Source organism: Kribbella orskensis (assembly GCF_004342085.1).
GTDB classification, from domain to species: domain Bacteria; phylum Actinomycetota; class Actinomycetes; order Propionibacteriales; family Kribbellaceae; genus Kribbella; species Kribbella orskensis.
The window spans coordinates 720,905-745,074 of record NZ_SLWM01000001.1 but is presented as its reverse complement, the minus strand read 5'-3'; the positions used below and the strand labels follow the sequence as shown (position 1 = coordinate 745,074).

The 24,170-nt window shown below is 69.6% G+C and carries 20 protein-coding genes and 1 pseudogene; 14 read left to right on the top strand and 7 right to left on the bottom strand.

Features of this window, described 5'->3' with window-relative positions:
- Window positions 1-159: 159 nt before the first annotated feature.
- The gene (locus EV644_RS03660) at window positions 160-1,194 is read right to left on the bottom strand and encodes a DUF4331 family protein (RefSeq protein ID WP_132186959.1); all 1,035 of its coding nucleotides are present in this window, start codon (window positions 1,192-1,194) and stop codon (window positions 160-162) included.
- 185 nt (window positions 1,195-1,379) lie between these two features.
- Here EV644_RS03660 and EV644_RS03655 point away from each other — a divergent pair, with 185 nt between their 5' ends.
- A complete protein-coding gene (locus EV644_RS03655; protein WP_132186960.1) occupies window positions 1,380-4,196 on the top strand; it encodes an ATP-binding protein in 2,817 nt (938 codons plus the stop codon).
- 10 nt (window positions 4,197-4,206) lie between these two features.
- Here the strand turns inward: EV644_RS03655 and EV644_RS03650 are convergent, their stop codons facing one another.
- The gene (locus EV644_RS03650) at window positions 4,207-5,139 is read right to left on the bottom strand and encodes a polyphosphate kinase 2 family protein (RefSeq protein WP_132186961.1); all 933 of its coding nucleotides are present in this window, start codon (window positions 5,137-5,139) and stop codon (window positions 4,207-4,209) included.
- A 146-nt stretch (window positions 5,140-5,285) separates the two neighbouring features.
- On the opposite strand from EV644_RS03650, the gene EV644_RS03645 reads away from it, so the two are divergent.
- A complete protein-coding gene (locus EV644_RS03645; protein ID WP_132186962.1) occupies window positions 5,286-6,113 on the top strand; it encodes an alpha/beta fold hydrolase in 828 nt (275 codons plus the stop codon).
- Window positions 6,114-6,132: 19 nt separating this feature from the next.
- Here the strand turns inward: EV644_RS03645 and EV644_RS03640 are convergent, their stop codons facing one another.
- Together EV644_RS03640 and EV644_RS03635 are read right to left on the bottom strand one after the other, a co-directional pair.
- Window positions 6,133-8,907 (bottom strand): cation-translocating P-type ATPase, encoded by a 2,775-nt coding sequence (locus EV644_RS03640; protein WP_132186963.1) that lies wholly within the window; start codon window positions 8,905-8,907, stop codon window positions 6,133-6,135.
- Between the two features lie 102 nt (window positions 8,908-9,009).
- Window positions 9,010-9,402, bottom strand: a complete 393-nt coding sequence (locus EV644_RS03635; RefSeq protein WP_241997766.1) for a MerR family transcriptional regulator — start codon at window positions 9,400-9,402, stop codon at window positions 9,010-9,012.
- Window positions 9,403-9,475: 73 nt separating this feature from the next.
- Here EV644_RS03635 and EV644_RS03630 point away from each other — a divergent pair, with 73 nt between their 5' ends.
- A complete protein-coding gene (locus EV644_RS03630) occupies window positions 9,476-10,642 on the top strand; it encodes an acyl-CoA dehydrogenase family protein (protein WP_132186965.1) in 1,167 nt (388 codons plus the stop codon).
- Between the two features lie 28 nt (window positions 10,643-10,670).
- Window positions 10,671-12,200: an acyl-CoA carboxylase subunit beta gene (locus EV644_RS03625; RefSeq protein ID WP_132186966.1), complete on the top strand. Its 1,530-nt coding sequence runs from the start codon at window positions 10,671-10,673 to the stop codon at window positions 12,198-12,200.
- Between the two features lie 42 nt (window positions 12,201-12,242).
- Here the strand turns inward: EV644_RS03625 and EV644_RS03620 are convergent, their stop codons facing one another.
- The gene (locus EV644_RS03620) at window positions 12,243-13,415 is read right to left on the bottom strand and encodes an SMI1/KNR4 family protein (protein ID WP_132186967.1); all 1,173 of its coding nucleotides are present in this window, start codon (window positions 13,413-13,415) and stop codon (window positions 12,243-12,245) included.
- Window positions 13,416-13,481: 66 nt separating this feature from the next.
- Between EV644_RS03620 and EV644_RS03615 the strand changes: the two genes are divergently transcribed.
- Complete coding sequence (locus EV644_RS03615) at window positions 13,482-14,192, top strand: maleylpyruvate isomerase N-terminal domain-containing protein (RefSeq protein WP_132186968.1); 711 nt, start codon at window positions 13,482-13,484, stop codon at window positions 14,190-14,192.
- A 49-nt stretch (window positions 14,193-14,241) separates the two neighbouring features.
- Entirely contained in the window at window positions 14,242-15,006 is a 765-nt protein-coding gene (locus EV644_RS03610) for an HpcH/HpaI aldolase family protein (protein WP_132186969.1), read from the top strand.
- A gap of 4 nt (window positions 15,007-15,010) precedes the next feature.
- Here the strand turns inward: EV644_RS03610 and EV644_RS03605 are convergent, their stop codons facing one another.
- Window positions 15,011-16,084, bottom strand: coding sequence for a CobW family GTP-binding protein (locus EV644_RS03605; RefSeq protein ID WP_132186970.1), 1,074 nt, complete (start codon window positions 16,082-16,084; stop codon window positions 15,011-15,013).
- A 164-nt stretch (window positions 16,085-16,248) separates the two neighbouring features.
- On the opposite strand from EV644_RS03605, the gene EV644_RS03600 reads away from it, so the two are divergent.
- From EV644_RS03600 to EV644_RS03570, 7 genes and pseudogenes are all read left to right on the top strand, one after another.
- Window positions 16,249-16,530, top strand: coding sequence for a hypothetical protein (locus EV644_RS03600; protein WP_241997767.1), 282 nt, complete (start codon window positions 16,249-16,251; stop codon window positions 16,528-16,530).
- Window positions 16,527-17,741 carry a GNAT family N-acetyltransferase gene (locus EV644_RS03595; protein ID WP_132186971.1) on the top strand — a complete coding sequence of 405 codons (1,215 nt, stop codon included), beginning with the start codon at window positions 16,527-16,529 and terminating at the stop codon, window positions 17,739-17,741. The genes EV644_RS03600 and EV644_RS03595 overlap by 4 nt, the downstream gene beginning before the upstream one ends.
- A gap of 25 nt (window positions 17,742-17,766) precedes the next feature.
- Window positions 17,767-18,582: a DUF4129 domain-containing protein gene (locus EV644_RS03590; protein ID WP_132186972.1), complete on the top strand. Its 816-nt coding sequence runs from the start codon at window positions 17,767-17,769 to the stop codon at window positions 18,580-18,582.
- Window positions 18,579-19,091: a hypothetical protein gene (locus EV644_RS03585; protein ID WP_132186973.1), complete on the top strand. Its 513-nt coding sequence runs from the start codon at window positions 18,579-18,581 to the stop codon at window positions 19,089-19,091. The genes EV644_RS03590 and EV644_RS03585 overlap by 4 nt, the downstream gene beginning before the upstream one ends.
- A gap of 6 nt (window positions 19,092-19,097) precedes the next feature.
- Window positions 19,098-20,075 (top strand): annotated as a pseudogene (locus tag EV644_RS48145) (AAA family ATPase); the annotation flags it as partial.
- Between the two features lie 514 nt (window positions 20,076-20,589).
- Window positions 20,590-21,420 carry a DUF58 domain-containing protein gene (locus EV644_RS45985; protein ID WP_241997770.1) on the top strand — a complete coding sequence of 277 codons (831 nt, stop codon included), beginning with the start codon at window positions 20,590-20,592 and terminating at the stop codon, window positions 21,418-21,420.
- Complete coding sequence (locus tag EV644_RS03570) at window positions 21,417-21,965, top strand: hypothetical protein (RefSeq protein WP_132186975.1); 549 nt, start codon at window positions 21,417-21,419, stop codon at window positions 21,963-21,965. The genes EV644_RS45985 and EV644_RS03570 overlap by 4 nt, the downstream gene beginning before the upstream one ends.
- Window positions 21,966-21,994: 29 nt before the next feature.
- On the opposite strand, the gene EV644_RS03565 is transcribed toward EV644_RS03570, so the two are convergent.
- Window positions 21,995-22,561 carry a TetR/AcrR family transcriptional regulator gene (locus tag EV644_RS03565; RefSeq protein ID WP_132186976.1) on the bottom strand — a complete coding sequence of 189 codons (567 nt, stop codon included), beginning with the start codon at window positions 22,559-22,561 and terminating at the stop codon, window positions 21,995-21,997.
- Window positions 22,562-22,656: 95 nt separating this feature from the next.
- On the opposite strand from EV644_RS03565, the gene EV644_RS03560 reads away from it, so the two are divergent.
- Window positions 22,657-24,084, top strand: coding sequence for an MFS transporter (locus tag EV644_RS03560; protein WP_132186977.1), 1,428 nt, complete (start codon window positions 22,657-22,659; stop codon window positions 24,082-24,084).
- Window positions 24,085-24,170: the final 86 nt, after the last annotated feature.

The window sequence follows — 24,170 nt, the reverse complement described above, 5'->3', positions numbered from 1 at the left end:
GGTTCTCAGGTCAGCGGTTCTCGGGTCAGCGGTTCTCGGGGCATTGCTCCAGTTGCCGGTCACTTGGTTCTCGCTCCCCGGCCACACCGGACGCGGGTGGTCGCGTCCGGTGTGGCTCGTCTCGTCGGATTCTTTTCGTACTTCGGTGCCGCCGGTGCTTCAGATCGCCGCCGGGACGTAAGGGAAGGAGGCCCGCGGCCTCGAGGTGACGGATTCCTTGCCGATCCCGAGGGAGACCGGCGTGTTGGCCGCGATCGAGAACATGACGTTGGGTGCGTTGTCAGTGAGCGATCGGCCGTTCCAGGAGTTGAAGCCGAAGCTGGCAGGTGTGCCCACGACGTACGGAAGGACATTGGGCAGGAACCGGTCGACGACCGACGTCGCGTACGCGTCCGGGTCCTCAGCCGTGCCGTACGCGCGAACCACGCCGGCGATCTCGTAGCTCAGCAGCTTCCCGTAGGTCTCGAGGTCCTCGCTGGGCCCGCCGCCGTTGAGCTCGTCTCCGAGTTTCTCGTTGAACTGGGTGAACAGCGGGTGGATCATCGGCAGCCCGATCCTGTTGATCGAGCGCCAGCCGCCCGCGTCCGTGGCCAGGCTGGCAACGGCCCAGACATCGATCGGCCGGGTTGTCCGCGCCGGGTCGAGCAGTTCGGTGTCAGGGATCTCGAGGACGATCGAGTAGACGGTGTGCCCGGCGAACAGGTTCTTCGCCTGGTCGGGAGTCCAGGTCCCGAGGTCGATCGTGGTCCCGTCCTGGAAGGCGTGGCCGACGGCGTGCAGGACGTCGGGCTCGATCCAGAACGGGTCGCCGGCCTTCCCTGTCCACACGCGAAGTCCGCCGTCCCCGGCCAGCGTCTGCTCCGTCTGTCCGGTGGCTACGACCGTGCCCGCGGCGAACGGGTCGGTAGCCGCCTCGCCCGTGATCCGGTGCACGGTCACAGGCTGCCGGCCTTCGTCGTCGCGTTCTCCGAAGACGAACCGGTAGGTGAGGTCCTCGACGCTGTCGTGGTCGAGGTCGATCTTGAACTCGTACATCCCTTCGGGGTGGTAGCCCGGGTTCGGGATGTCCCCGGCGAGTGAGTGACAGACGTTGATGGCGAGGACGGTGCCGACTTCGCCACGGAACACGTAGAGGTCGGTGATGTCGAGACGGACATCCTGACGTGCCAGCGGTGAGTCCAGGTGGTGTGACATGGGTGGTGCCTTTCTTCGATCAACTCTCGACGAACCTGGTGGCCCGTGTTGGGGCCAGACCACTGTGGCGTTCCGGCTGCCTGCTGCGGATGAGTCATCTGACTCGATCGGCTGTGGTTGAGTAAGTGCGGCCGGTTTGTCGGCACTCCTTGCACACTGGAGCTGACGGATCACGGAGGTGAGTCATGACGCCGATTGAGGGTGGCCGTCACGACGTACCTCCGGCCGCGCCAGGAGATTTCCCGCCCGCGCTGCTCGTCGGACGGCTGCCGGAGTTGGAGTTCCTGCGCACTTTCGTGCGCGAGGCCGCTGTCACCGGCGGGGCTCTGGTGGTTTCGGGAGAACCTGGTGTCGGCAAGTCGACGCTGCTGGACGCCGCTGATGACTACGCCCGGGCGTCGGGAGCGACCGTACTGCGGGTCGCGGGCACCGAGCTCGAGGGTCAGCTCAGCTACGCCGCGCTGAACCAGGCGTTGTACCCGCTCGCCGACGAGTTCGACCAGCTGAACACCGCACAGCGCGACGCGCTGCAGGTGGCTCTCGGGTTCGGCGACGGCCCGCCCCCTGGCCAGCTGCTGGTGTCCAACGCCGCCGCCGTCCTCCTGCGCAGAGCGGCAGCCCGATCGCCGCTGTTGCTGATCGTCGACGACATGCCCTGGATCGATCGGGCCAGCGCAGGCGTCCTGAGCTTCGTCGCCAGGAGGCTCGCCGGCAGCAGAGCGGGGTTGCTGGTGGCCAGCCGAACCGGCGAGGACCAGGGCTTCTTCGACCGCGCGGGACTGCCGGAGTACGAGCTGAAGCCCTTGGATGACACAGCCGCGGGCCAACTCCTCACAGCTCGGTTCCCGGATCTCCACTCGACGGTCAAGGCTCGGATTCTCGACACGGCGCAAGGCATCCCACTCGCACTGCTCGAGCTCCCGAGGACCCTGAGCCAGTCGCAACGCACCGCGGGCGAGCCGCTCCCCGCAGTACTGCCGCTGGGGCAGCACTTACAGAGGCATTTCGTGTCCCGCGTGGCGAAACTCCCCGACGCGACGAAGAAGCTCTTGCTCACGGCTGCCCTGGAGGGCACGGGCGACCTCGCGGTACTCGAGGCCGCGAACGACGGGGCGTACCGGATCGACGACCTGGCGCCGGCCGAGCGTGACCGGCTGGTGCAGGTGAAGGAGCACTCGCACCGGGTGGTGTTCCGGCACCCGCTCATCCGCTCGGCGGTTGTCGAGGCGACGACCTCGGCAGAACGCCGCTCGGCACACCGCAGGTTGGCCACGGTCCTCGTGAACCAGCCCGAGCACCGGGCCTGGCACCTCGGCGAGGCCACGGTCGAGCCTGACGAGCAGGTCGCGGCGGTCCTGGAGGAGGCAGCTCACACCATCGTCGCGCGAGGCGACTACACGTCCGCGGTCGCGCTGCTCACGCGCGCTTCCGATCTCAGCCCCAGCCCTGCCGAGCGCGGACGCCGGCTGGCAGCGGCGGCGTACATCGGCGCAGAGGCGACAGGCGAGGTCCGGAGTACGGCGGAACTGCTCGAAGGCAGCCGGCGAGCCAGCAGCCAGGCGAGCTCATCGCTGCACTATGCGTCCGCCGCCACGCTGGTGATGCTCAACAGCGACGCGCATATCGACACCGCCCACCGCATGATGGTCAGCGCCATCGAGGGTAGCCAGGACCGTGGCGATGCCGACCCCGTCGAACTCGTCAACGGACTCGCGACGCTGCTGCTGATCTGCTTCTTCGGTGGCCGCAGCGAGCTGTGGCAGCCGCTGTACGCCGCGCTCGGGCGGCTCTCGCACGAACCCCCACCGTCTCTCACGCTGACCTTGGACATGGTCGCCGATCCGGCACGCACGGGCGTCGCCGCGCTTCCTCGTCTCCAGGCCGCGCTGCAGGCTGCTCGCGAGGGGACCAACTCTCATCAGGTGCAGAGCCTCGCGGAGGCCGCGTGGTACGCCGACCGTCTCGCGGAGCTTCGCGAGCCGTTGTGGCGCGCGGTTCTGCAGGGCCGCGAGGGTGGCCCGGCCAGAAGGCACCTGGTGGCACTCATGGACATCTGCGTCGACGACTTCCACCGAGGCAGGTGGGACGAGGCCGCGGAACCCGCCGCAGAAGGGCTCTCGCTCACCGAGGAGGGCGGTGGCAGATTCTTCGGCTGGTACTTCCGCTATCACCAGGCGCTGCTGGCCGCGGTGATGGGCAGGTTCGAGACGAGCCGGGCGCTGGCCGAACAGATGATCGGCTGGGCGGGTCCGCGAGGCGTCGGCACGGCAAGGATCTTCGCTCACCATGCCCTCGTCCTCGGCGACCTCGGACGCGGCGACTTCGAGAGCGCGTACCACCACGCGACCACGGTCAGCCCCGCCGGCACCCTCGCCTCACACGTTCCGCACTGTCTGTGGATCACCATGGACCTCGTTGAAGCCGCCGTGCGTACCGACCGACGGGCCGAGGCCGACCGCCACGTACGCGCCATGCAGGACGCGAGACTGTCGGAGCTCTCGCCCAGACTAGCGATCCTGGCTGCGGGGTCCGCTGCGATGGCGGCCGCGGACCAGGATGCTCCCGCGCTGTTCGACGAAGCGCTGAACCTTCCCACGGTCGATCAATGGCCATTCGACGTCGCCCGGGTGCGCCTCGTCTACGGAGAGCGCCTGCGCCGCGCCCGGGCGCTCACCGAGGCCAAGGTCCAACTCCAGGGGGCTCTCACCGCGTTCAGGACGCTCGGCGCCGATCCTTGGACCGCCCGAGCCGAACGGGAACTACGAGCCGCCGGGCTCGCTTCCAGCCAGTCAGCTCCGGACATCTCCAACCTGACCGGCCAGGAACTCCAGATCGCGACCCTCGCCGCTTCAGGTCTGACGAACAAGGAGATCGCCGCAAAGCTCTACCTCTCACCGCGCACCGTGAGCGGCCACCTCTACCGAATCTTCCCCAAGCTGGGCATCACCACCCGAGCCGCCCTCCGCGACGCTCTCGGAACAGACCTGAACTCCTCTGGATGACGACCTCGGCCTACCCGGCTTCGAACGGATCGGGCGCCGCCCCCTCCGGCGACTGTGCCTCCAGGGTCTTCTTGACCTCCAGGAGCGCTTGTCGTGCGTTGCTGTCGATCGTGGGGTAGCGAGGATCGATCTCGATCATCGCGTTGGCGATCACCGCGGCCGAGGCGATGCGGGCGTACCACTTGCGGTCGGCGGGAATCACGTGCCACGGGGCCCACTCGGTGCTGGTGTTGGACAGCACCTTCGAGAACGCCCGCTGGTAGTCGTCCCAGTACTCCCGCTCGCGGAGGTCGGCCGAGGAGAACTTCCAGTTGTGGTCCGGGAGGTCGATCCGCCGCAGGAAGCGGGTCCGCTGCTCCTCCTTGGACAGGTTCAGGAAGAGCTTCACGATCTTGATGCCGTTGCGGCTGAGGGTTCGCTCCCACTCGTTGATCTCCTGGAAACGCTGTTTCCAGATCCCCTGGCCGCGGGCGCTGCGGGGCAGGTTCTGCCGGTCGAGGAGCTCTGGGTGCACGCGGACGACGAGCACCTCCTCGTAGTGCGAGCGATTGAAGATGCCGATCTCACCGCGGCTGGGCAGGCGCAGCCCGTAGCGCCACAGATAGTCGTGATCCAGCTCCGCGCTGGAGGGGACCTTGAAGCTGTGCACCGACACACCCTGGGGATTGACCCCGGTCATCACGTGCCGGATGGTGCCGTCCTTGCCGCCGGCGTCGAGCGCCTGCAGCACCACCAGCACGCCGTGGGTGTGCTGTGCGTACAGCCGCGACTGATACTCGGCCAGCAGTTCCGTCCCCTCGGCCAGCAGCCGACGGCCTTCCTTCTTGGAACGGATCGTGCCCTTGAAGGCTGGATCGAAGTCCTTGGGCAGCCTGACCTTCGAACCCGGCTCGACGCGGAACGCCTGGATGAAATCGGCGATCCGTTGCTCGCGAGATGTCATCCGCTGCCCCCTACCGGCTGGATCCGGCACTGCCGTTCACGGGATCGTGCGACCACCAGTCGAACGCCTGGGGGAGCGTTCTGCATCACCCCTCCCGGATGAGGCCGGACCCTGGCGGACCCGTCCCGGCCGCGAGAGAATCCGCCATGGCTACCGACGACGGATGGGTTACGGAGCACGTGCGCGTCGAGGGCAGGTCCGTCCACGTCCGGCGCAGTGTGGGTGGCAGCGGCGTGCCCCTCGTCCACATCCACGGTTTTGCCATCTCTGGCACGTACTTGATGCCCACGGCACGCAGCCTGGCCGGCCGCCGGCTCAACGTAGTCCCGGACCTGCCGGGCTACGGCCGCAGCGAGCGGCGCGACCACGTCCTTGACGTTCGCGCCTTGGCCGGCGCCCTGCTGGCGATCCTGGACGCTCTGGACATCGACAAGGCAGTGCTGGTCGGGAACTCGATGGGCTGTCCGATCGGGCTCGAGGTGGCGCACGAGGCGCCTGAGCGGGTCCACCGCCTTGTCCTGGTCTCTCCCGCTGGGGGCGGGCAGAACCAGCCGCTGGCCCGCGGGCTGGGCCAGCTGGCGTTGGACGTGATGCGTGAGAGCCCGAGGATGGCCCCGGTCGCGCTTCCGGACTACCTGAGGTTCGGGCCGGTCAACGGCCTGCGCCTGTTCCACGAGCTGACCCTCTTCCCGTCACTGGAGCGATTACTGCACACTCCCGTCCCGACGTTGGCCGTCCTGGGTGGCCGGGACCCGCTCATGCCGTCTCCGTCCCGCGTCGGCGAGGTGGTCCGGCTCGCTCCCGAGCAGCTGGCGGTCGCGGTCGTCGAACAGGCGGCGCACGCGGTGAACTTCAGCCACCCGGAGGAGCTGGCGAAGCTGATCGAGGCCTGGCTGGACGGCGCGCTGCTCGCCGGTGGCGCCGCACTCCCTGCCGGGGTGCGCGTGGTCCATCTCCCCGGGGACGCCGTCTGACCCGTGCCTCCTCCGGGATCTACGCCTGGGACGTGCTCCGGGCACGAGCCGGCGCGACGGCGTACTCCGGGTCGAGCGTCGCCGGCTTCGGCTGCCGGCGCCTCCTGATCGCCTTGCTCACCTCGACGACGATCGGGAGAAGCGCGGCCAGGCCGGCACAGGTGAGCCACTGGCGCGGACTGAGCTGGACGGTGAGCAGCCCCTTCTGGAGCGAGGGGAGCTGGGTCGCCAGGAAGAGCAGGACGACGGGGATGAGGCCGATCGCCAGCGCCTTGATGATCGGTGGGGTCAATCCGCTGGTCGGGTCGCGGCGGTTGACCAGCGCGTTGAACGTGGTCCCCAGACCCATCACCACGAAGGTCATGGTCATCGACACGCTGCCTTGCGTGGTACTCGGCTCGTCCGGCCCCGCGACCAGGGGTGCCAGCGCGGCGATGAACAGCACGAGGGCATAGCCGATCCACATGATCACGGCGCTCCGGTTCGTGATCGGGACGGCGGGGTCACGCGGTGGACGGTGCATGACGTCGGGATCACCGGGATCGACAGCGATGATGACGACACCGACCGCCGTCGCGAAGAACAGCAGGAACAGCACCATCTGCGGAGTCATCGCGACACCGTCGTTGATGTTGACCACCGAAGCGGCGAGGAAGAGGAAGACCAGCGACAGCAGTTGCGTCATCTGGTAGCGCACGTACGAGACGACCTTGTCGTAGACGCGCCGGCCGATCTCCACGGCGTGCACGAGCGTGCCGAAGTTGTCATCGGTGAGCACCATCCGCGCGGCCTGCTTGGTCACCTCGCTGCCGCTCCCCATCGCCACCCCGATGTCCGCCTGTTTGAGGGCTGCCGCGTCGTTGACCGCGTCGCCGGTCATCGCGACGATCATGCCCTGCTCCTGCATGGCCCGGGCGAGCCTCAACTTGTCCTGGGGGGTGACCCGCCCGAACACGTGCAGCTCGGGCAACCGCTGCTTCAACTGCTCGTCGGTCATCGCCCGCAGTTCGGTGCCGCTGACCGCTCCGGGGCCAAGGCCCAGGTCCTCGCCGATCGCCTGAGCGGTGACCGCATGGTCACCGGTGATCATGCGTACGTCGATGCCGGCCTTGAGCGCGATCCTGACCGCGCTCTTCGCCTCCGCGCGCAGCGGGTCGATGATTCCGGCCATCCCGACGAACGACAGCCCCTGGGTCAGGGACATCGGATCATCGGTCATCGTGGCCAGTTCGTCGTCGGTGACGAGGCGGGCCGCGAACGCCAGGACCCGCAGGCCTCTCTGCCCCATCCGTACGTTGGCCTCGTCGATGCCGGCCCGCGACTCCGCGATCGGGACCTGCGAGCCGCTGAGCGGTCCCCCCGCCTGGCTGCAGCGCGCGACGACGACGTCAGGCGCACCCTTGACCAGCTCGATGACGTGCTCGACACCGTCGATCTTCACTCGGTGGAACGTCGCCATGAACTTGTACTCGGAATCGAACGGAACCTCGGACAGCCGCGGGTAGGCCCGCCGGGTCTCCTCCGCGTCGATGCCGAGCTTCGCCGCCAGCACCACCAGCGCCGCCTCGGTCGGGTCGCCGATCACCGACCCGTCGTCATCGACCACGGCGTCGCTGTCGAGGGCCAGTCCGAGGCCGAGGCGGGTGAAGTCCGGGACGGGGGTGCCGGCCACCGAACGGATCGCGCCGCTCTTGCGATACCCCTCTCCGTCGACGGTGAACCACGTCCCGCTCGCGTACAACGTCGAGACCATCATCTGGTTCAACGTCAGGGTCCCGGTCTTGTCGGTGTTGATCGCGCTGGTGGCGCCGAGAGTCTCGACATCGGTGAGGTTCTTCACCACCGCCTTCGCGGCGGCCAACTGCTTCGCGCCGAGCGAGAGGAGGCCGGAGACGAACGCCGGCATGCCGGTCGGGATCGCCGAGATGGCCATCGCGGTGCCGAGCAGCAGCACGTCCTTGCCCGGTACCCCGCGGAGCAGGCCGGCCACCACGATGATCGCGACCGACCCCCAGGCAACGATCCCCAGGATCTTCGTCAGTGAGTCCAGCTCCCGCTGCAGCGGCGACCGGGTGCGGGTCACCGAGGTGAGCATCGTCGCGATCTGGCCCATCTGCGTCTGCATCCCGGTCGCGGTGACCAGGATCGTGCCGGTGCCCCGGGTCACCGAGGTGTTCTGGAACAGCATGTTGGTCTGGTCGCCCAGCGCGACATCGGTCGAGGTCAACGTGCCGGCGTCCTTGGCGATCGGCGCGCTCTCCCCGGTGAGGGCCGCCTCCTGCGCCTCCAGCGTCGCGGACCGGACGATCCGGCCGTCGGCGGGCACGATGTCGCCCGCCTCGACCTGGACGATGTCACCCGGAACCACCTGAGTGGCCGCGACCAGCGTCAGGTCGCCGTCGCGGACCACCCGCGCCTGCGGTACCTGCATCTTGGCGAGGGCGTCGACGCTCGCCCGCGCCGTCAGCTCCTGGCGGGTGCCCAGTCCGACGTTCAGCAGGATGAGCAGGGCGACGATGATCCCGGTCGAGAGTTCCCCGAGCAGCAGGCTCACGACCACGACGGCGACCAACATGAGGTTCATGGGGTCGCGTAGCTGCTGAACCGCGATGGCCCGGATCGATGGCGGCTTCTCCGCCGCGATCTCGTTGGGGCCGTACGACGAGAGCCGGCTTGCCGCCTCGGTCCCGGAAAGCCCTGAAACGGCGTCGGACCCGGCCGCGGCGACAACCTCGTCCGTCGCGAGCGAGTAGGACGGCGGCCCCTCGATGCCGGTCGGTGCAGACGATGTCATACCGGTCTCGCTCACGGGTTCCTCCCCCTCCGCCTCGTGTGCGGCGGCCCGTTCACGGTAGTCCCTGCGTCGCCTCACGCCTATGGCTCCGCGTCCCGCGATCTACCTGGTGCGGAGGGTGTTGAGGTCGGCTTCGCAGCGGCGTTCCACCTCGGCCAGTTCTTCGAGGGTTTCGTCGATGTCCTGGCGGCGTTGCTCGAGCTCCGCGCGGCGGGTGGTGATCTGGTCGAGGAGGTAGACGAGCTGACCTTCCTCGCCGGGTTCGGCGTCGTACATGTCGACGATGGTGGCGATCTCGTCGAGGGAGAAGCCGAGGCGTTTGCCGCGCAGGATCAGGCCGAGGCGGACCCGGTCGCGGGGGTGGTACACGCGGACCGTCCCACGGCGTTCGGGGGTGAGCAGGCCGCGGTCCTCGTAGAACCGGATCGTGCGCAGGGTGACGTCGTACTCGGCGGCCAGCTCGGCGATCGACCACGTCTGTGAATCCAGGGGCACCGGAACATTGTGCACGCACCCCATCGTGCTTTACGTTTACGTAAGCGTCAATCACGAGGGCCGGGAGAGAGTCATGTCGTACGAGCTGTCCGAAGAGCACCGCGAGTTCGCCCACAGCGTGCGCGACTTCGCCCGGGCCGAGATCGAGCCGCACGCCGCCGAGTGGGACCGCAAGCACTACTTCCCGGTCGAGGTGGTCCAGAAGATGGGCGCGCTCGGGCTGTTCGGGCTGACCGCGCCGGAGGAGTTCGGCGGGTCCGGCGGGGACTTCACCAGCCTGTGCGTGGCGATCGAGGAGATCTCCAAGGTCGACCAGTCGATGGGCATCACGCTCGAGGCCGCGGTCGGGCTCGGCATCAACCCGATTCTCACCTTCGGCACCGACGCCCAGAAGCAGCAGTGGCTGCCTGATCTCGTCGCGGGCCGCAGGCTGGCCGGGTTCGGGCTGACCGAGCCGGAGTCCGGGTCCGACGCGGGCGCGACCAGGACAAAGGCCGTCCTCGACAACGGCGAGTGGGTGATCGACGGCTCGAAGCAGTTCATCACCAACTCCGGCTCGACCATCACCTCGCTGGTCACCGTGACCGCGCGGACCGGCGAGAAGGCCGACGGCCGCCCGGAGATCTCGACGATCATCGTCCCGACCGGTACACCGGGCTTCGTGGCGGAGGCGGCGTACGACAAGCTCGGCTGGCACGCCTCGGACACCCACCCGCTGTCGTTCAGCGGCTGCCGGGTACCGGAGGCGAACCTGCTCGGCGAGCGCGGCAAGGGGTTCGGCCAGTTCCTCGCCACCCTCGACGACGGCCGGGTCGCCATCGGCGCGGTAGCGCTCGGCTGCATCAAGGCGTGCCTGGAGATGTCGATCCAGTACGCCGGGGAGCGCAAGACGTTCGGCGTACCGATCGGCCAGAAGCAGGGGGTCGCCTTCCAGATCTCCGACCTGAAGGTGATGGCCGACGCGGCCGAGCTGCTCGTCTACCGGGCGGCCGCGCTGAAGGACGCGGGGGCTCCGATGAAGGAGTTCAAGCAGGCCGCCGCCGTCGCCAAGCTCTACGCGACCGAGTCCGCGGTCACCGCGACCCGGATCGCCACCCAGGTCTTCGGCGGCTACGGCTTCATGGAGGAGTACCCCGTGACGCGGTTCTACCGGGACGCCAAGATCCTCGAGATCGGCGAGGGCACGTCCGAAGTACAGCGGATGCTCATCGCCCGCGGCCTCGGCCTTCCCGTCGAGTGACCAGCCGGCAGAGTGACAGGATGACTGCATGAGCAGGGATCACTGGACCGAGGTCAAGGTCGCGCGTGAGGCGACGCTGGGGCCGCCCGAGAAGGCGGCGGCCAAGCTCGCCTCGCAGAACAAGCTGTACGTCCGGGACCGGATCGCGCTGCTTGTCGACGAGGGCAGCTTCGTCGAGGATGCCCAGCTCGCCAACGCGCTGAACCCCGGCCTGCCCGCGGACGGCGTGGTCACCGGGCGAGCGCTGGTCGACGGCCGGCCCGCGCTGCTGGTCGCGAACGACCCGACCGTCAAGGCCGGTTCGTGGGGTGCGCGGACGGTCGAGAAGATCGTCCGGATCACCGAGGTCGCGATCCGCGACGAACTGCCGATCTTCTGGCTGATCGACTCCGCCGGCGCGCGGATCACCGACCAGGTGGACCTGTTCCCCGGCCGTCGCGGTGCCGGGCGGATCTTCCACAACCAGGTCGCGCTGTCCGGCAAGGTGCCGCAGATCTGCTGCCTGTTCGGCCCGTCGGCCGCGGGCGGCGCGTACATCCCGGCCTTCTGCGACCTGGTGATCATGGTCGACGGCAACGCCTCGATGTACCTGGGCTCGCCCCGGATGGCCGAGATGGTGGTCGGCGAGAAGGTGACGCTGGAGGAGATGGGCGGCGCCCGGATGCACACCAGCGTCTCCGGCTGCGGCGACCTGCTCGCCTCCGACGACGCCGAGGCGATCGACCTCGCCAAGCAGTACTTCTCGTACCTGCCCGGCTCGTGGCAGTCCCGCCCACCCTCGTACGACGCGTCGCCGGCCGGGCGTGACTTCACCCGGGACCTGGTCCCGGCCGAGGAGAGCATCGGGTTCGACATCCACGACGTGATCGACGCGGTGCTGGACGCCGACACCTTCTTCGAGATCAAGCCGGCGTACGCGCCAGAGCTCGTCACCGGGTTCGGCCTGCTCGAGGGCCAGGTGGTCGGCATCGTGGCGAACCAGCCGGCCGTGAAGGGCGGCGTGCTGTTCGTCGACTCGGCGGACAAGGCGGCCCGGTTCATCTGGCTGTGCGACGCGTTCAACGTGCCGCTGATCTACCTGTGCGACGTACCGGGCTTCATGATCGGCTCCGAGGTCGAGCGGGCCGGGATCATCCGGCACGGCGCGAAGATGATCACCGCGGTCTCGGAGGCGACCGTGCCGACGGTGTCGGTGATCGTCCGGAAGGCTTACGGCGCTGGGCTCTACGCGATGTGCGGACCGGGTTTCTCGCCGGACGCGTGTATCGCGCTGCCGACCGCGAAGATCGCGGTGATGGGCCCGGAGGCGGCGATCAACGCGGTCTACTACAACAAGATCCAGGAGATCCCGGACGGGACCGAGCGGGTCGAGTACGTCTCCAAGCTCCGCGAGGAGTACGAGACCGACATCGACATCCTCCGCCTCGCGGCCGACCTGGTGATCGACGCGATCGTCGAGCCGGAGCACGTCCGCGACGAGCTGATCGCCCGGCTCGCCGCCGCCCAGACGAAGGACCGCCACTTCTCCAACCGCCGCCACGGAGTACCGCCGGTCTAGAAGGCCGGCAGGCCGCAGTACGGCGTCAGCAGTGCGACGCGGTCAGTGGTAGCTCGTGGCGTCCCACTGCTCGAAGGTGCAGTAGTCCAGCGGGTCCTCGCCCTCGTCGATGTTCGCGAAGGCGGGGATCGGCCGTCCCCGGAGCCAGTCGAGCAGCGTGTCGATCAGCCGGCCGGGCAGCGGCGGCCCCTGCTCCTCGTACCTCGGATAGACGATGAGCGGCCAGTCGTCGGGCTCGCCGAGCGTGAGCCAGCCGAGCACGTCGCCGTCGATCGAGTCGGCGAACGGCAGGAAACCGCCCGGCTCCGGCCAGACGGCGAGCGGCTGGTACTGCGGATGGTCGGCGCGCAGGCTGCGATACCCGTCGAGGATCTGTTCGACGAAGTCGGGCAACCCCTTGTAGCCCTGCGTCGCCTCCACTCGCAGGGGGGTGATGAAGTTGAGCCACGACGACCAGGCGCCGCCGCCGTAGATCTCCATCAGGTCCACGTACTCGCGGGGCAACCGAGTGCCCAAGGCATCGAACAACTCGTCCCAGTCGCCGAGTCCGACGTACGGACGAGCCGGGGGAGGAACGAGGCGCCGCAGCGCGTCGAGTCCGCTGCCCTCCGTCAGCGCGGTACGGCGTACCGGGTCCTCGGGCGGGTCCGGGAGCGGCGGTGTCCAGGCGGTTGGTGTCGGCAGGAACGCAGTACGCCCAGCCGTCGCCGGGAGTGGCCCAAGCGTGCGCGCATCGGTCAGCGGCACACCGGTACGGAAGAGCGAGTCCAGCAGTTCGGTGAGCGTGAGTCCGAGGTGCCGCCAGGGATTCCGGCCGGCGTTGACCTCGTCCTGGACGTAGACCACGACCGGCCACCGATCCGGCTCGTCCGAGGCACTCGTGTCCCAGAACAGGCAATCCGCCGACCTCGTCTCGCCGAACGCGAGCAGTCCGCCGGGCTCGGGGTGGAAGAGCAGCGGCGCGTACGGCGGGAGCTTCCGCGCCGAACTCCGGCAGCGGCGATGCGTGTCCTTCAGCCAGACCCCGTAGTCGAACCTCCCCGCCTGTACGCAGGGAACGTGCAGCCAGAGGTACTCCCCGACATCGAGCGGCCCGTACTCCGACGCGAAGGCGCGGTAGTCGGTGGGGAGGCGTAGCCCGAGCCAGGACTCGACGGCCTCCCAGTCGGTCGGGATTCCGGCGGCACCCGGCTGCACGGTGAAGGGCGGCTTCATGGGTCCGCATGATGGCACGGATGGGCGTGGCCGGAGTTATGTTCATTCAAGACCGAGGGAGACTCGATGAGGGCACCGGAGCTAGGGGCGTTGCCATTGGGGTTGGCGGCGACGCTCGGGCGGACGTACGGGCGGCTGACCGAGGTCGCGCAGGGCCTGACGGATGCGGACTTCGCGCGGAACACGCGGTGCGCCGGGATGGCGGTCGGACCGCTGCTCGTCCATCTCCTGTACGACGCCGAGCGGGCGCTGATGGGGTTCGCCACGCCCACGGTGGCTGAGACGGACCGGGACTTCGTCAGCTACTGGCGGGACTTCCCGCACGGGGACGAGGGAGTTCCCGAGCCGGACACGAGCTTCGTGCGGACGGTCGCGTCGGCGTACCGGCATCCGTCCGAGAAGCTGGTCGATCACTGGCGCGGCGTGTCCGAGGCGGCGGTGCGGGCGGGCGCGGTCGCGCTGGCCGAGAAGGGCCGCAGGATCGAGACGCAGGGACACGTGCTCCGAGCGACGGATTTCGCCGCCACGCTCGTGGTCGAGGCGATCGTGCATCACCTCGACCTGATCGTGGAGTTGCCCGACGCGCCCGAGCCCGATCCGGAGGGACTGCAGGTGACTGCCCGCACCTTGGACGGGCTGTTCGGCCCGGAGGCCTGGGATGTGATCGGGTGGGACACGACCACCTACGTGCTGAAGGCAACGGGGCGGGTGCCGCTCGACGAGGACGACCTGGACATGCTGGGACCCTCCGCGGTCCGGCTCCCGTTGCTCGGCTGAACCGCCGTCGCCCGGCTCACCTGTCCGTGGCGCGGCTGAAAGAGGATCGATGAGCTCACAGGACTTCGCCGACCGCCTCAGGGCCCGCCGGCCCGCGGTCGGCTACTGGGTCATTCTGGACGCGCCCGCCGCCACGGAGCGGATCGCGGGCGTCGGGTACGACTACGTGGTGCTCGACGCGCAGCACGGCCTGCTCAGCACCCGCGGGATTCTCGACGGGCTGATCGCGATCGACGCGGCGGACGGCGCGACGGTCGGGATGGTGCGGGTCGAGGCGAACAACGCGACGCCGATCGGGAGGGCGCTCGACGCCGGCGCGGCCGGGGTGATCGTCCCGCTGATCGACACCGCGGAGGACGCGGCGCAGGCGGTCCGGGCGGCGCGGTACCCACCGTCGGGGATCCGGTCGTACGGGCCGACGCGGTCCGGGCTGCGGATCGGGCCGACGCCGGCGGAGGCGAACGCCGCCACCGTGGTGCTCGCGATGATCGAGACGCGTGCCGGGCTGGACAACGTCGCCGAGATCTGCGCGACGCCCGGGCTGGACGGGATCTATGTCGGCCCGTCGGATCTGTGCCTGGCGGTGGGTGGCAAGTTCCCCGGGGATCCGGACGTGGCCGAGCGGTTCGACGAGGCGATCGCGCTGATCGCCCGAGTCGCGGCGGACGCCGGAGTTGCCGCGGGCATCCACACGCAGAGCGGTGAGATGGCGCGGCAACGACTGGCCGAGGGGTACACGTACGCGACCGTCTCCTCCGACCTCGACCACCTACGAGGAGTCGCCGCCGCCCACCTCGCCACCGTCCGCGAGTAGGCGTTCAGAAGACGCCGGCGAAGGGGTCTTCGAGGGCTTGCCAGTCGAGGGTGGCTAGCTCGGACTCGGTCAGCAGGCAGGCGTCGAGGATCGCCTGCAGGCGGGCCGGGTCCAGCCCCACGCCGGTGGCGACGACCGAGCACTCGGCGAGGTGTTCGCTGTCGGACCACTCACCGAGTGTGCCGAGGGAGGCGCTGAAGCCGGCCGACTCCCAGCGCACCCGCTGCGTCGGCCGGTTGGCGAGCCACACCACGCCCCGGCTGCGAACCACGCCGTCCACGATGTCCTCGAGCGCGTCGTTCAGCCGCGTGGGGTGCAACGGCCGCGTCGACCGCCACAACACGGTGGTGACCCCGTCGCCGCTGGGCTGCAGGCGATCCTCCGCGGCCAGATCGCCCGCCCACGCCTCAGCCGCCGCGAAGTCGAACAACCCGGTCCGCGCGACAGGCCCGGCCGGTACTCCGGCGGGGTCGGCGTCCACGACCGTAGCACGGGGGTTCAGATGCGTCAGGAGGTTGTGCAGACGCTCGGGAGCCGCGCTGCGATGGGCGTTCGCGAGCACGCAGACATCCGCGTACTCGATCTGCCGTGCGGTGAGTTCGGCGACGTTGCGCCGGTCAGGTGGTCCGAGCGCGAGGCCGCGTTCATCGAGTAGTTCGTCGCCGGACAGTTGCTCGACCAGCAGCACCGCGTCGACCACGCAGGTGACCGTGTCGACCCGTACGTCGGGCAACGTCGCCACCAATGCGTTCACCAAGGGCCGCGCCTCCATCGCCGGCGGAGCAGCCAGTACTACGTGTTGCCAGTGTCCGCGCGCGACCAGTGCCTCAAGCAACGGCAGCAGCGACTCGATCAACTGGCAGGCGCCGCAATCGTCGCCCACGGCAAACTCACCGGCCTCGATCGCGCCGGAGCCGTCGAACACCCGCCAGGACAGCACTCCGCGGCCAGGCAACTCATCCTGCTCCACCACCACCGCCACCGTGGCGGCGTCCAGCATGGCATCGAGCACAGGGTCGCGAAGCGTCGTCGAGAGCCCGACGAGCAGGGTCAGCGGAGTCTTCATCTGGGCGGCCATCCCCCCACTATATGAAAACGGTTTTCAACAGTCCAGGGTCGGGGGTCCACCACATTTCCCGCCCTGCCTCCAGTTTTCCTCAATATGCCGGGAAATTCTCCTGTTCTCCGCACGTCGCACGGCTCGTCACTCACGGCTCTGTGCGGCGACGGATGAGTTAACAGTTGAGGCTGGAGCAGGTTCCGTGCGGGCAGTGGCCTGGCAAGGGCGTCAGCGGGCTCACCGCGGACACCGGCTACTCGTTCACCGTCCAGGCGAAAGATGCTGCAGGCAACAAGTCGGTGGCGAGCCGGGCCGTGACGGCGCGGACCCGGCCGGGTGGTCCCGGTGGTGGCAGGACGTTCGCCAACGGCGCCGACTACCCGATCCGCAACTTCCAGACGGCGGTCAGCCCGACCCGAAAAGGCGAGCGGGGGATCGGGGGGTCTGGTAGGGAGGGGGTATGACGATTGAGATCGGGCGGTTCGAGGGTGAGTGGACCGAGTTGCTGGGGCTGCTGAACCTGTCGTTCGCGGCGCCTTGGAGTGACGTGCAGCTCGAGCTGGAGCGGGACGTCTGGGAGAAGGAGCGGAGCATCGTCGCGACCGACGGGAAGGAGCTCGTCGGGCACACGTCGGCCTTCTCGTTGCGGATGACGGCTCCGGGCGCGGAGGTGCCGGTCGCGGGGGTCACGTTGGTGGGCGTCAGCCCGACGCATCGGCGGCGCGGGATCCTGCGCGACCTGATGCGCAAGCAACTCACCGAGGTGTACGAGAGTGGCGTCGAGCCGGTCGCCGCATTGACGGCCAGTGAGCCGGTGATCTACGGACGGTTCGGCTACGGGCTGGCCTCGGATCATCAGCACGTCACCATCGAGAGGAAGTCCCGGGAGCTCCGCAAGGTCGCCGGTGTCGAGGACGTGCGGGTCCGGTTCGCCGATCCGGCCGAGTCGCTCGAGCGGTGCACCGAGTTCCACAACGCCGAGGCGGTCACCCGGCCGGGGATGATCCAGCACAGCACGGAGGCGTGGCGGCAGTACGTCATCGGCGAGAACGTGGTCACCGACACTCAGGGTGCTTCGCCGCTGCGGTGTGTGCTGGCCGAGCGGGACGGTGAGCTCGCCGGCTACGCGTACTACCGGAGCCGGCGTACCGACAAGGGGTTCATCGACGTCTCCCGGGTGCACTCGAACGACCTGGCGGCGCATGTCGCGCTCTGGCAGTTCCTGCTGGATCCGGACCTGCTGCGCGAGACGACGTACGAGGGGCTGCCGTCGGACGACCCGCTGCTGTCGCTGCTGCTCGACCCCAGGGCGGCCAGGGCGAGGACCAGCGACGGGGTGTGGGTCCGCCCGGCTGATGTCGGTCGGGCGCTCGCTGCGCGGACCTACGCGACCGACATCGACGTCGTCGTGGGCATCGAGGACGACTTCCTCCCGTGGAACACCGGCTCCTGGCAGCTCGCCGGTGGACCCGGTGGTGCGACTTGCGAGAAGACCGACCGCCAGCCGGACCTGGTCCTCGGCGTACGGGAGCTCGGCGCGGTATACCTCGGCAAGCCGTCGCTCGGACTGCTGCACGCGGCCGGTCTGGTCGAGGAGCGCACGCCGGGAGCCGTGGCAGCGATGTCCCGCGCGTTCCTGGGGGATCGCGTTCCGTGGCTGGACACAGGCTTCTGATCTGAGCCCGGTATACGCTTCCCGAATGCAGCCGAGCCGTCGTAGCGCGCTCGTCGCGGCTGTTGTGCTGATGCTCGGGGTGGCCACGGTCGCGCTGGTGGTGCTGGCCTCGGCCGGCGGCTCGGTGCGGCCGGCCAGCGAGAGCACGCTCTCGTCGTCCCCCCGGCCGCTGCCGACCCAGGCGCCGACTGATTCGGTGAGTGCGCCGACACCTATCGCCCCGCCGAGCACGCGGCAGGTCAAGCCGGTCGAGATGCCCGAGTGGCTCAAGGCTCTTTGGCAGACGCTCGTCTATGCGCTCGGCGCCCTCATCGTGCTGTTCCTTCTGCGGGCGCTCTATCGAGTGGTCCGGAAGGTTCAGTTGCCGGAGGTCGAGCCCGACGACGCCGACTGGGAACGGATCAAGGCCGAGCGGCTGGCCGAAGCAGTCGAGTCGGGCCTGGCAGCAGTCGACTCCGGTACTGCGACCGACGCGGTGATCGCGTGCTGGGTGGCTCTCGAGGACGCGGCGGCCTCCGCCGGCGTAGCGCGGGAGCCGTCCGAGACGCCGGCCGAGTTCACCGTCCGAGTGCTCGGCGTCGGTGGGATCTCCGAGCCCGAGCTGCTCCGGCTGGCCCAGCTGTACCGCGAGGCGCGGTACTCCACTCACGGCTCGAGCGAGGATGCTCGTGCCGAGGCACGCGCCGCTCTCCTCCGGCTCCGGGACGACCTCGCCGTGGCAGCCACCGCGAGGAGATCTGCTGCGCAGACGGCCCGCGCAGAGGAAGTGGAGGCGGAGGATGTGGACAAGGCCGGCGCGAGAACCACCACCCGGCCGAAGCCGAACAGGTGGGAAGAATGAACAAGGTCCTACTCCAGCATCTGCTGATCTCCGTGGTCGGTGGTCTGCTGCTGGTCGCCGCGTTCAGCCTGGCCGGCACCCAGCCGCGGCCGGTGTGGTTCGTCGCGATGGCCCTGGCGCTCGGCTTCGGCTCGGTCGCGCTGCGGCTGATCTTCCCGCAGCTCCTGGAGACGTCCTGGCCCTCGCGGCACGATGAGAAATGGGCCGCGCTGCGCAGCCGGAGCAACGACACCCGGACCCAGTTCCTGGCCACCTGGGTGCAGGAGTCGTCCCGGGAGCGCCGGGCTGGCGAGGGGTCGCAGACGTTCGTCCGCAGGATCCGTCCGTTGCTGCTGGAGCTCACCCGGGACCGGCTGGTGCACCGGCACGGCATCGACCCGGAGCTCGAGCCGGAGCGGGCCCGGGAGGTGACCGGCGACCAGCTGTGGAACCTGATCACCGGCACGGAGGAAGGCACCGCGTCGTTCGCGGAGATCGAGTTGGCAGTCCAGACCATCGAGAAGCTGTGAGGAACCGTGACTGATCGGGAACTGGAGCTCGCCGAGGTGTCGACGCTGAGCAAGCAGGTGCTCGAGCGCGTCGGCCAGGCCGTGGTCGGCAAGGGCGAGGCGCTCGAGCTGGTGCTCGCGGGCATCCTGGCCGGCGGCCACGTGCTGCTGGAGGACTACCCGGGGCTGGCGAAGACGCTGGCCGCGCGGTCGTTCGCGCAGGCGCTCGGGCTGGAGTTCCGCCGGGTGCAGTTCACCCCTGACCTGCTGCCGTCGGACGTGACCGGCGCCTTCGTCTACGACCAGCGGGACTCGGAGTTCGTCTTCCGGCCGGGCCCGATCTTCACCGGGCTGCTGCTCGCGGACGAGATCAACCGGACGCCGCCGAAGACCCAGGCCGCGCTGCTGGAGTCGATGCAGGAGCACCAGGTCACGGTCGAGGGCCAGACCTTCCCGCTGCCGGTGCCGTTCCACGTGCTGGCGACGGCGAACCCGGTGGAGTACGAGGGCACCTACCCGTTGCCCGAGGCCCAGCTCGACCGGTTCATGCTGCGGATCGGCTTCGGCTACCCGACCGCCGCCGAGGAGTGGGAGGTGCTCCAGCGCCGGATGATCCGCCGCTCGGAGGACCAGTTCGTCGAGCCTGTCACCGATGCGGCCGGGTTGCTCGCCGCGCAGAAGGCGATCGAGACCGTGACGGTCGACGACACGGTCGGCCGGTACTGCGTCGAGCTCGCCGCGGCGACCCGGCGGGACTCCCAGGTGCTCGTCGGCGCGTCCCCTCGCGGCTCGCTCGCATTGCTCCTGACGGCTCGCTCGTACGCCGTGATCCAGGGCCGGGACTACGTCGTACCGGAGGACGTCAAGGCGGTCGCGATCCCCGCGCTGGCGCACCGGATCACCGTGCGGCCGGAGTTGTGGCTGCACGAAGTGACCGGGGCGACCGTCGTACGGGCGGTGCTCGGTGTGGTCCCCGCCCCGCCGACCGTCGTCGGCGCCCGGCAGCGAGCCGAAAACTGGTCCAGAGGCAGGCAGGGAGGAGGCGGCGGTGAGTTGGCGGCCGACGCATGCGCAGGTCCGAGCGGTCAGCCTGGCCGGTGTGCTGCTGTTGATCGCCGTGCTCGCGCGTCGCCCGGATGCTGCCGTGTTCGGCCTCCCGCTGGCGTTTCTCGCCGCCTGGGGACGGTACTTCCGCCCGACCGAGCAGCCCGAGGTCCACACCGAGCTCGACGCCGATGTCCTCTTCGAAGGACAGGCCACGACGTACCGGGTGGCTGTGTCCGGGACGCTCGACCCGGACATCGACCTGATCGTCATGGCGCTCGCGCGCACGCAGTGGTTCCGGTACGACCCGGCGCAGGCCGCGATCGCCGAGCCGGTCACCGACGGCCACGTCACGCTCGAGGTCGGCCTGCGCTCCGAACGCTGGGGCCTGCGGCAACTGGCCCACCCGCACGTCATCGCGACCTCGGTCCTCGGTGCGTACCGCGTGCCGGTGACGTCCGGAGGTGCCCTTGCCGTGAGCACCTTGCCGCTGCGCGAGGGCTTCGAGGCAGTCGATTCCGTACCGCGTCCGGCCGGGCTGGTGGGGCTCCACCGGTCGAGGCGGCCGGGTGAGGGGACCGAGCTCGCCGGGGTCAGGCCGTTCCGCACCGGCGACCGGTTGCGCCGGATCAACTGGGCCGTGTCCGCGCGGACCCGCGAGCTGCATGTCACCTCGACCTGGTCCGACCGGGACACCGAGGTCGTCATCCTGCTGGACACCGGTGGCGAGGTCGGTATCAGTGAAGGCATCGACGGCCGGTCGAGCAGCCTGGACACCGCCGTCCGGGCGGCCGCGTCGGTCGCCGAGCACTACCTGCGGCACGGCGACCGGGTCCGCCTGATCGACACCGGGACAGCGGTCCGCGGAGTGCGGGCGGGCAGCGGGCGAGCGCACCTGCGGAGGATCCTCGACGTCCTGGTGCACGCCGACCGCAAGGGTCGTCAGCAGGACGAGAGCCAGCTCGCCCGGCGACACCGGATCCGGGCCGACAGTCTGGTGATCGTGCTCAGCCCGCTGCTGCGCCGGACGATGCTCGGCTACATCGTCACGCTGGTGCACTCGGGCTGCACGGTGATCGCGGTCGACACCCTGCCGCCCGACGTGGGAGACATGATCGACCTGGAACACCACGACGCGAAGGCCTGGCCGCTGGCCTGGCGGATCCGCCTGCTGGAGCGCCGCGGCGAACTCGACCGGCTCGGCGACCTCGGCGTACCGACCGTCCGCTGGCGTGGCGCGGGCACCCTCGACGAAGTACTGCGGGACGCGTCCAGGTTGTCCGCGGCCCCGAGGATCCGCTCATGACGGCCGCGGAGAGGATCACCCGGTTGCTGGCCGAACTCCGCGGCGCCAGTCAGGCGTCGTGGATCGCCCGGGTGGCGATCGCGGTGGCCGGAGCGGTCGCGCTGGTCGTGCCGGCCCTGCAGTCGTGGGACCAGATGCCGCTGGTCCCCATCGTCGGTACTGCGATGCTGCTGGTGGCCGTGGTGTTGCCGGACTCGGCGGCCGCGTTGGTGTTCCTGGCCGTGGTCGCCGGCGGCTGGGTGGTCAGGGCACCCGCTGACCTCACCTGGGCGCTGGTGGTGACCGCGATCGCGTTGCTGGTGGTGCATCTGGCGACCGCCTTCGCCGGGCAGCTCCCGTCGTACGGTCGGGCCGGCCGGCGTGCGCTCCGGCGTTGGGTGCTGCCGGCAACTATCGCGGCGCTGCTCGCGCCGGTGGTCGCGATCGCCGCCGCGCTGGTGCGTGGCGCCGACGTACCGGGGTCGTTGCTGGTGACGGTCGGCGCGCTGATCGGTGCGACGGCGGCGGTCTGGTTCGCGTCGGGGCAGTCGCTCACCGAGCGCTGAGCAGGCCCGGCCTACTACGCGCCGGCTGGTCAGCCGGCGTCGGCATCGGGCCCGTATTCGTCGCCCAGGGTGGCGAGCAGGTCGGCCGCCCAGGCGCAGCGGACCGGGTCGGGGCCGGTGACCTGCATCGCGGCCATCACGGTGAGCAGCATGCCGGTGGCCATGAACTCGCGGACCTCCTCGGGCGAGGCGCCGGTCACGTCGCGGACCAGTCGCACGATGTTGCCGAACCTCTTCCGGACGGTCTCGCCGATCGCCGGGTCGGCACTGGCGGCGAACCCGTGCAGGAGGACGACCAGCAGGTCCCGCTCGTCGAGGAGTTCGTGGTAGGCCTCGCCGAGGCTGGCCAGGTCCGCCTGCTGCTTGGCAGCCTTGCGGAACGCCTCCTCGATCCGGTCGCAGGCCCGGTTGGTGGTGGCCAGGAACAGCTGCTGCTTGGTGCCGAACAGCCTGATCACGTAAGGCTGGGACACGCCGGCCAGGCGGGCGATCTCGTCGGTCTTGGTACCGGCGTAGCCGGAGGCGCCGAAGGCCTGCACGGCCGCCTGCAGGACCTCCTCGCTGCGCTCGGCGGCGGTCAGACGGATCCTCGTCATGGTTGTCCTCTCGTGAAGTCCCTTGACATGTTATCAGTCGATGCATACTTTGTGAGGAGACGTAGTTATCAGTCGATAACAACAAGGAGATTCCGATGACATCGACCGCCCTCGAGCCCGACGACCTGGTGCCGGTGGACCCGGCCGCCGGCGAGCCCGCCGTCCGCCGCTCACTGGGGACCGTGCTGGCCGTCGTGGGCATTCCGACGTTCATGGTCACGCTGGACAACCTGGTGGTGACCAACGCGCTGCCGGTGATCAAGACCGAGATCGGCGCCTCGCTGACGGACCTGCAGTGGTTCATCAACGCGTACACACTGTCCTTCGCGGCGCTGCTGCTGACCGCCTCCGCGATCGGCGACCGGCTGGGCCGGCGGCGGATCTTCCTGCTCGGGATCACGCTGTTCACGCTCGCCTCGGCCGCCTGTGCACTGGCCACCGAGCCGTGGATGCTGATCGGGGCCCGCGCGATCCAGGGCGTCGGCGCCGCCGCCGTGATGCCCTTGTCGCTGACCCTGCTGGCGGCCGCCGTACCGGCTCATCAGCGGAGCGCGGCGATCGGCATCTGGGGCGGGATCTCCGGCCTCGGTGTCGCGGTCGGCCCGGTGGTCGGTGGAGCGGTGGTCGACGGCATCAACTGGCAGTGGATCTTCTGGCTGAACGTGCCGGTCGGGCTGATCGCCGTACCGCTGGCCGCTCGGGTGCTGAAGGAGTCCCGCGGTGGCAGCAAGCGGCTCGATCCGATCGGCCTGGTGCTGTCCGCGGCGAGCGTGCTGTCCATCGTGTGGGGTGTCGTGCACGGCGCCGATGACGGCTGGTCCTCCGGGCGGATCCTGACCGCGCTGATCGGTGGCGGAGTACTGCTGATCGCGTTCCTGGTCTGGGAGCACCGCACGCCCTCGCCGATGCTGCCGCTGCGGCTGTTCTCGGTGCGCGCCTTCAGCGCCGCCAACGCGATCGCCTTCACCTTCTCGCTCGGCGTCTTCGGTTCGGTGTTCCTGCTGGCGCAGTTCTTCCAGGTGGTGCAGGGCTACACGCCGCTGCAGTCGGGGATCCGGACGCTGCCGTGGACGATGGCGCCGATGGTGATCGCGCCGCTGGCCGGGCTGGTCGTGGACCGGGTCGGCGCGCGGACCCTGATCGGTACTGGTCAGGTGTTCCTCGCCGGCGCACTCGCCTGGATCGCGGCCGTCACCACGGTCGACGTCAGCTACAGCTCGTACGTCGCTCCGTTCGTGCTCGCCGGAGTCGGCATGGGGCTCACCTTCGCGCCGTCCGCCAGCGTCGTGATGGCGAGCTTCTCCGACGCGGACCGCGGGGTCGCCTCGGGCACGAACAACACGATCCGCGAGGTCGGGGTCGCGATGGGCGTCGCCGTACTGGCCTCGGTCTTCGCCTCCGCCGGTTCGTACGCCAGCCCCGACCAGTACGTCGACGGCCTGGTCCCGGCGGTCTGGGTCGGAGCGGCCGCCGTCGCCGTCGGCGCGGTCCTCGCGCTACTACTGCCGGGGCGGCGTCGCTGATCCGGGGATCCCCAGGCCATCAATGCAGCGAAGAACGGCTCCCGTCGAGCGTGCTTGGCGGGAGCCGGTCGCCGTTGTGATGGGGT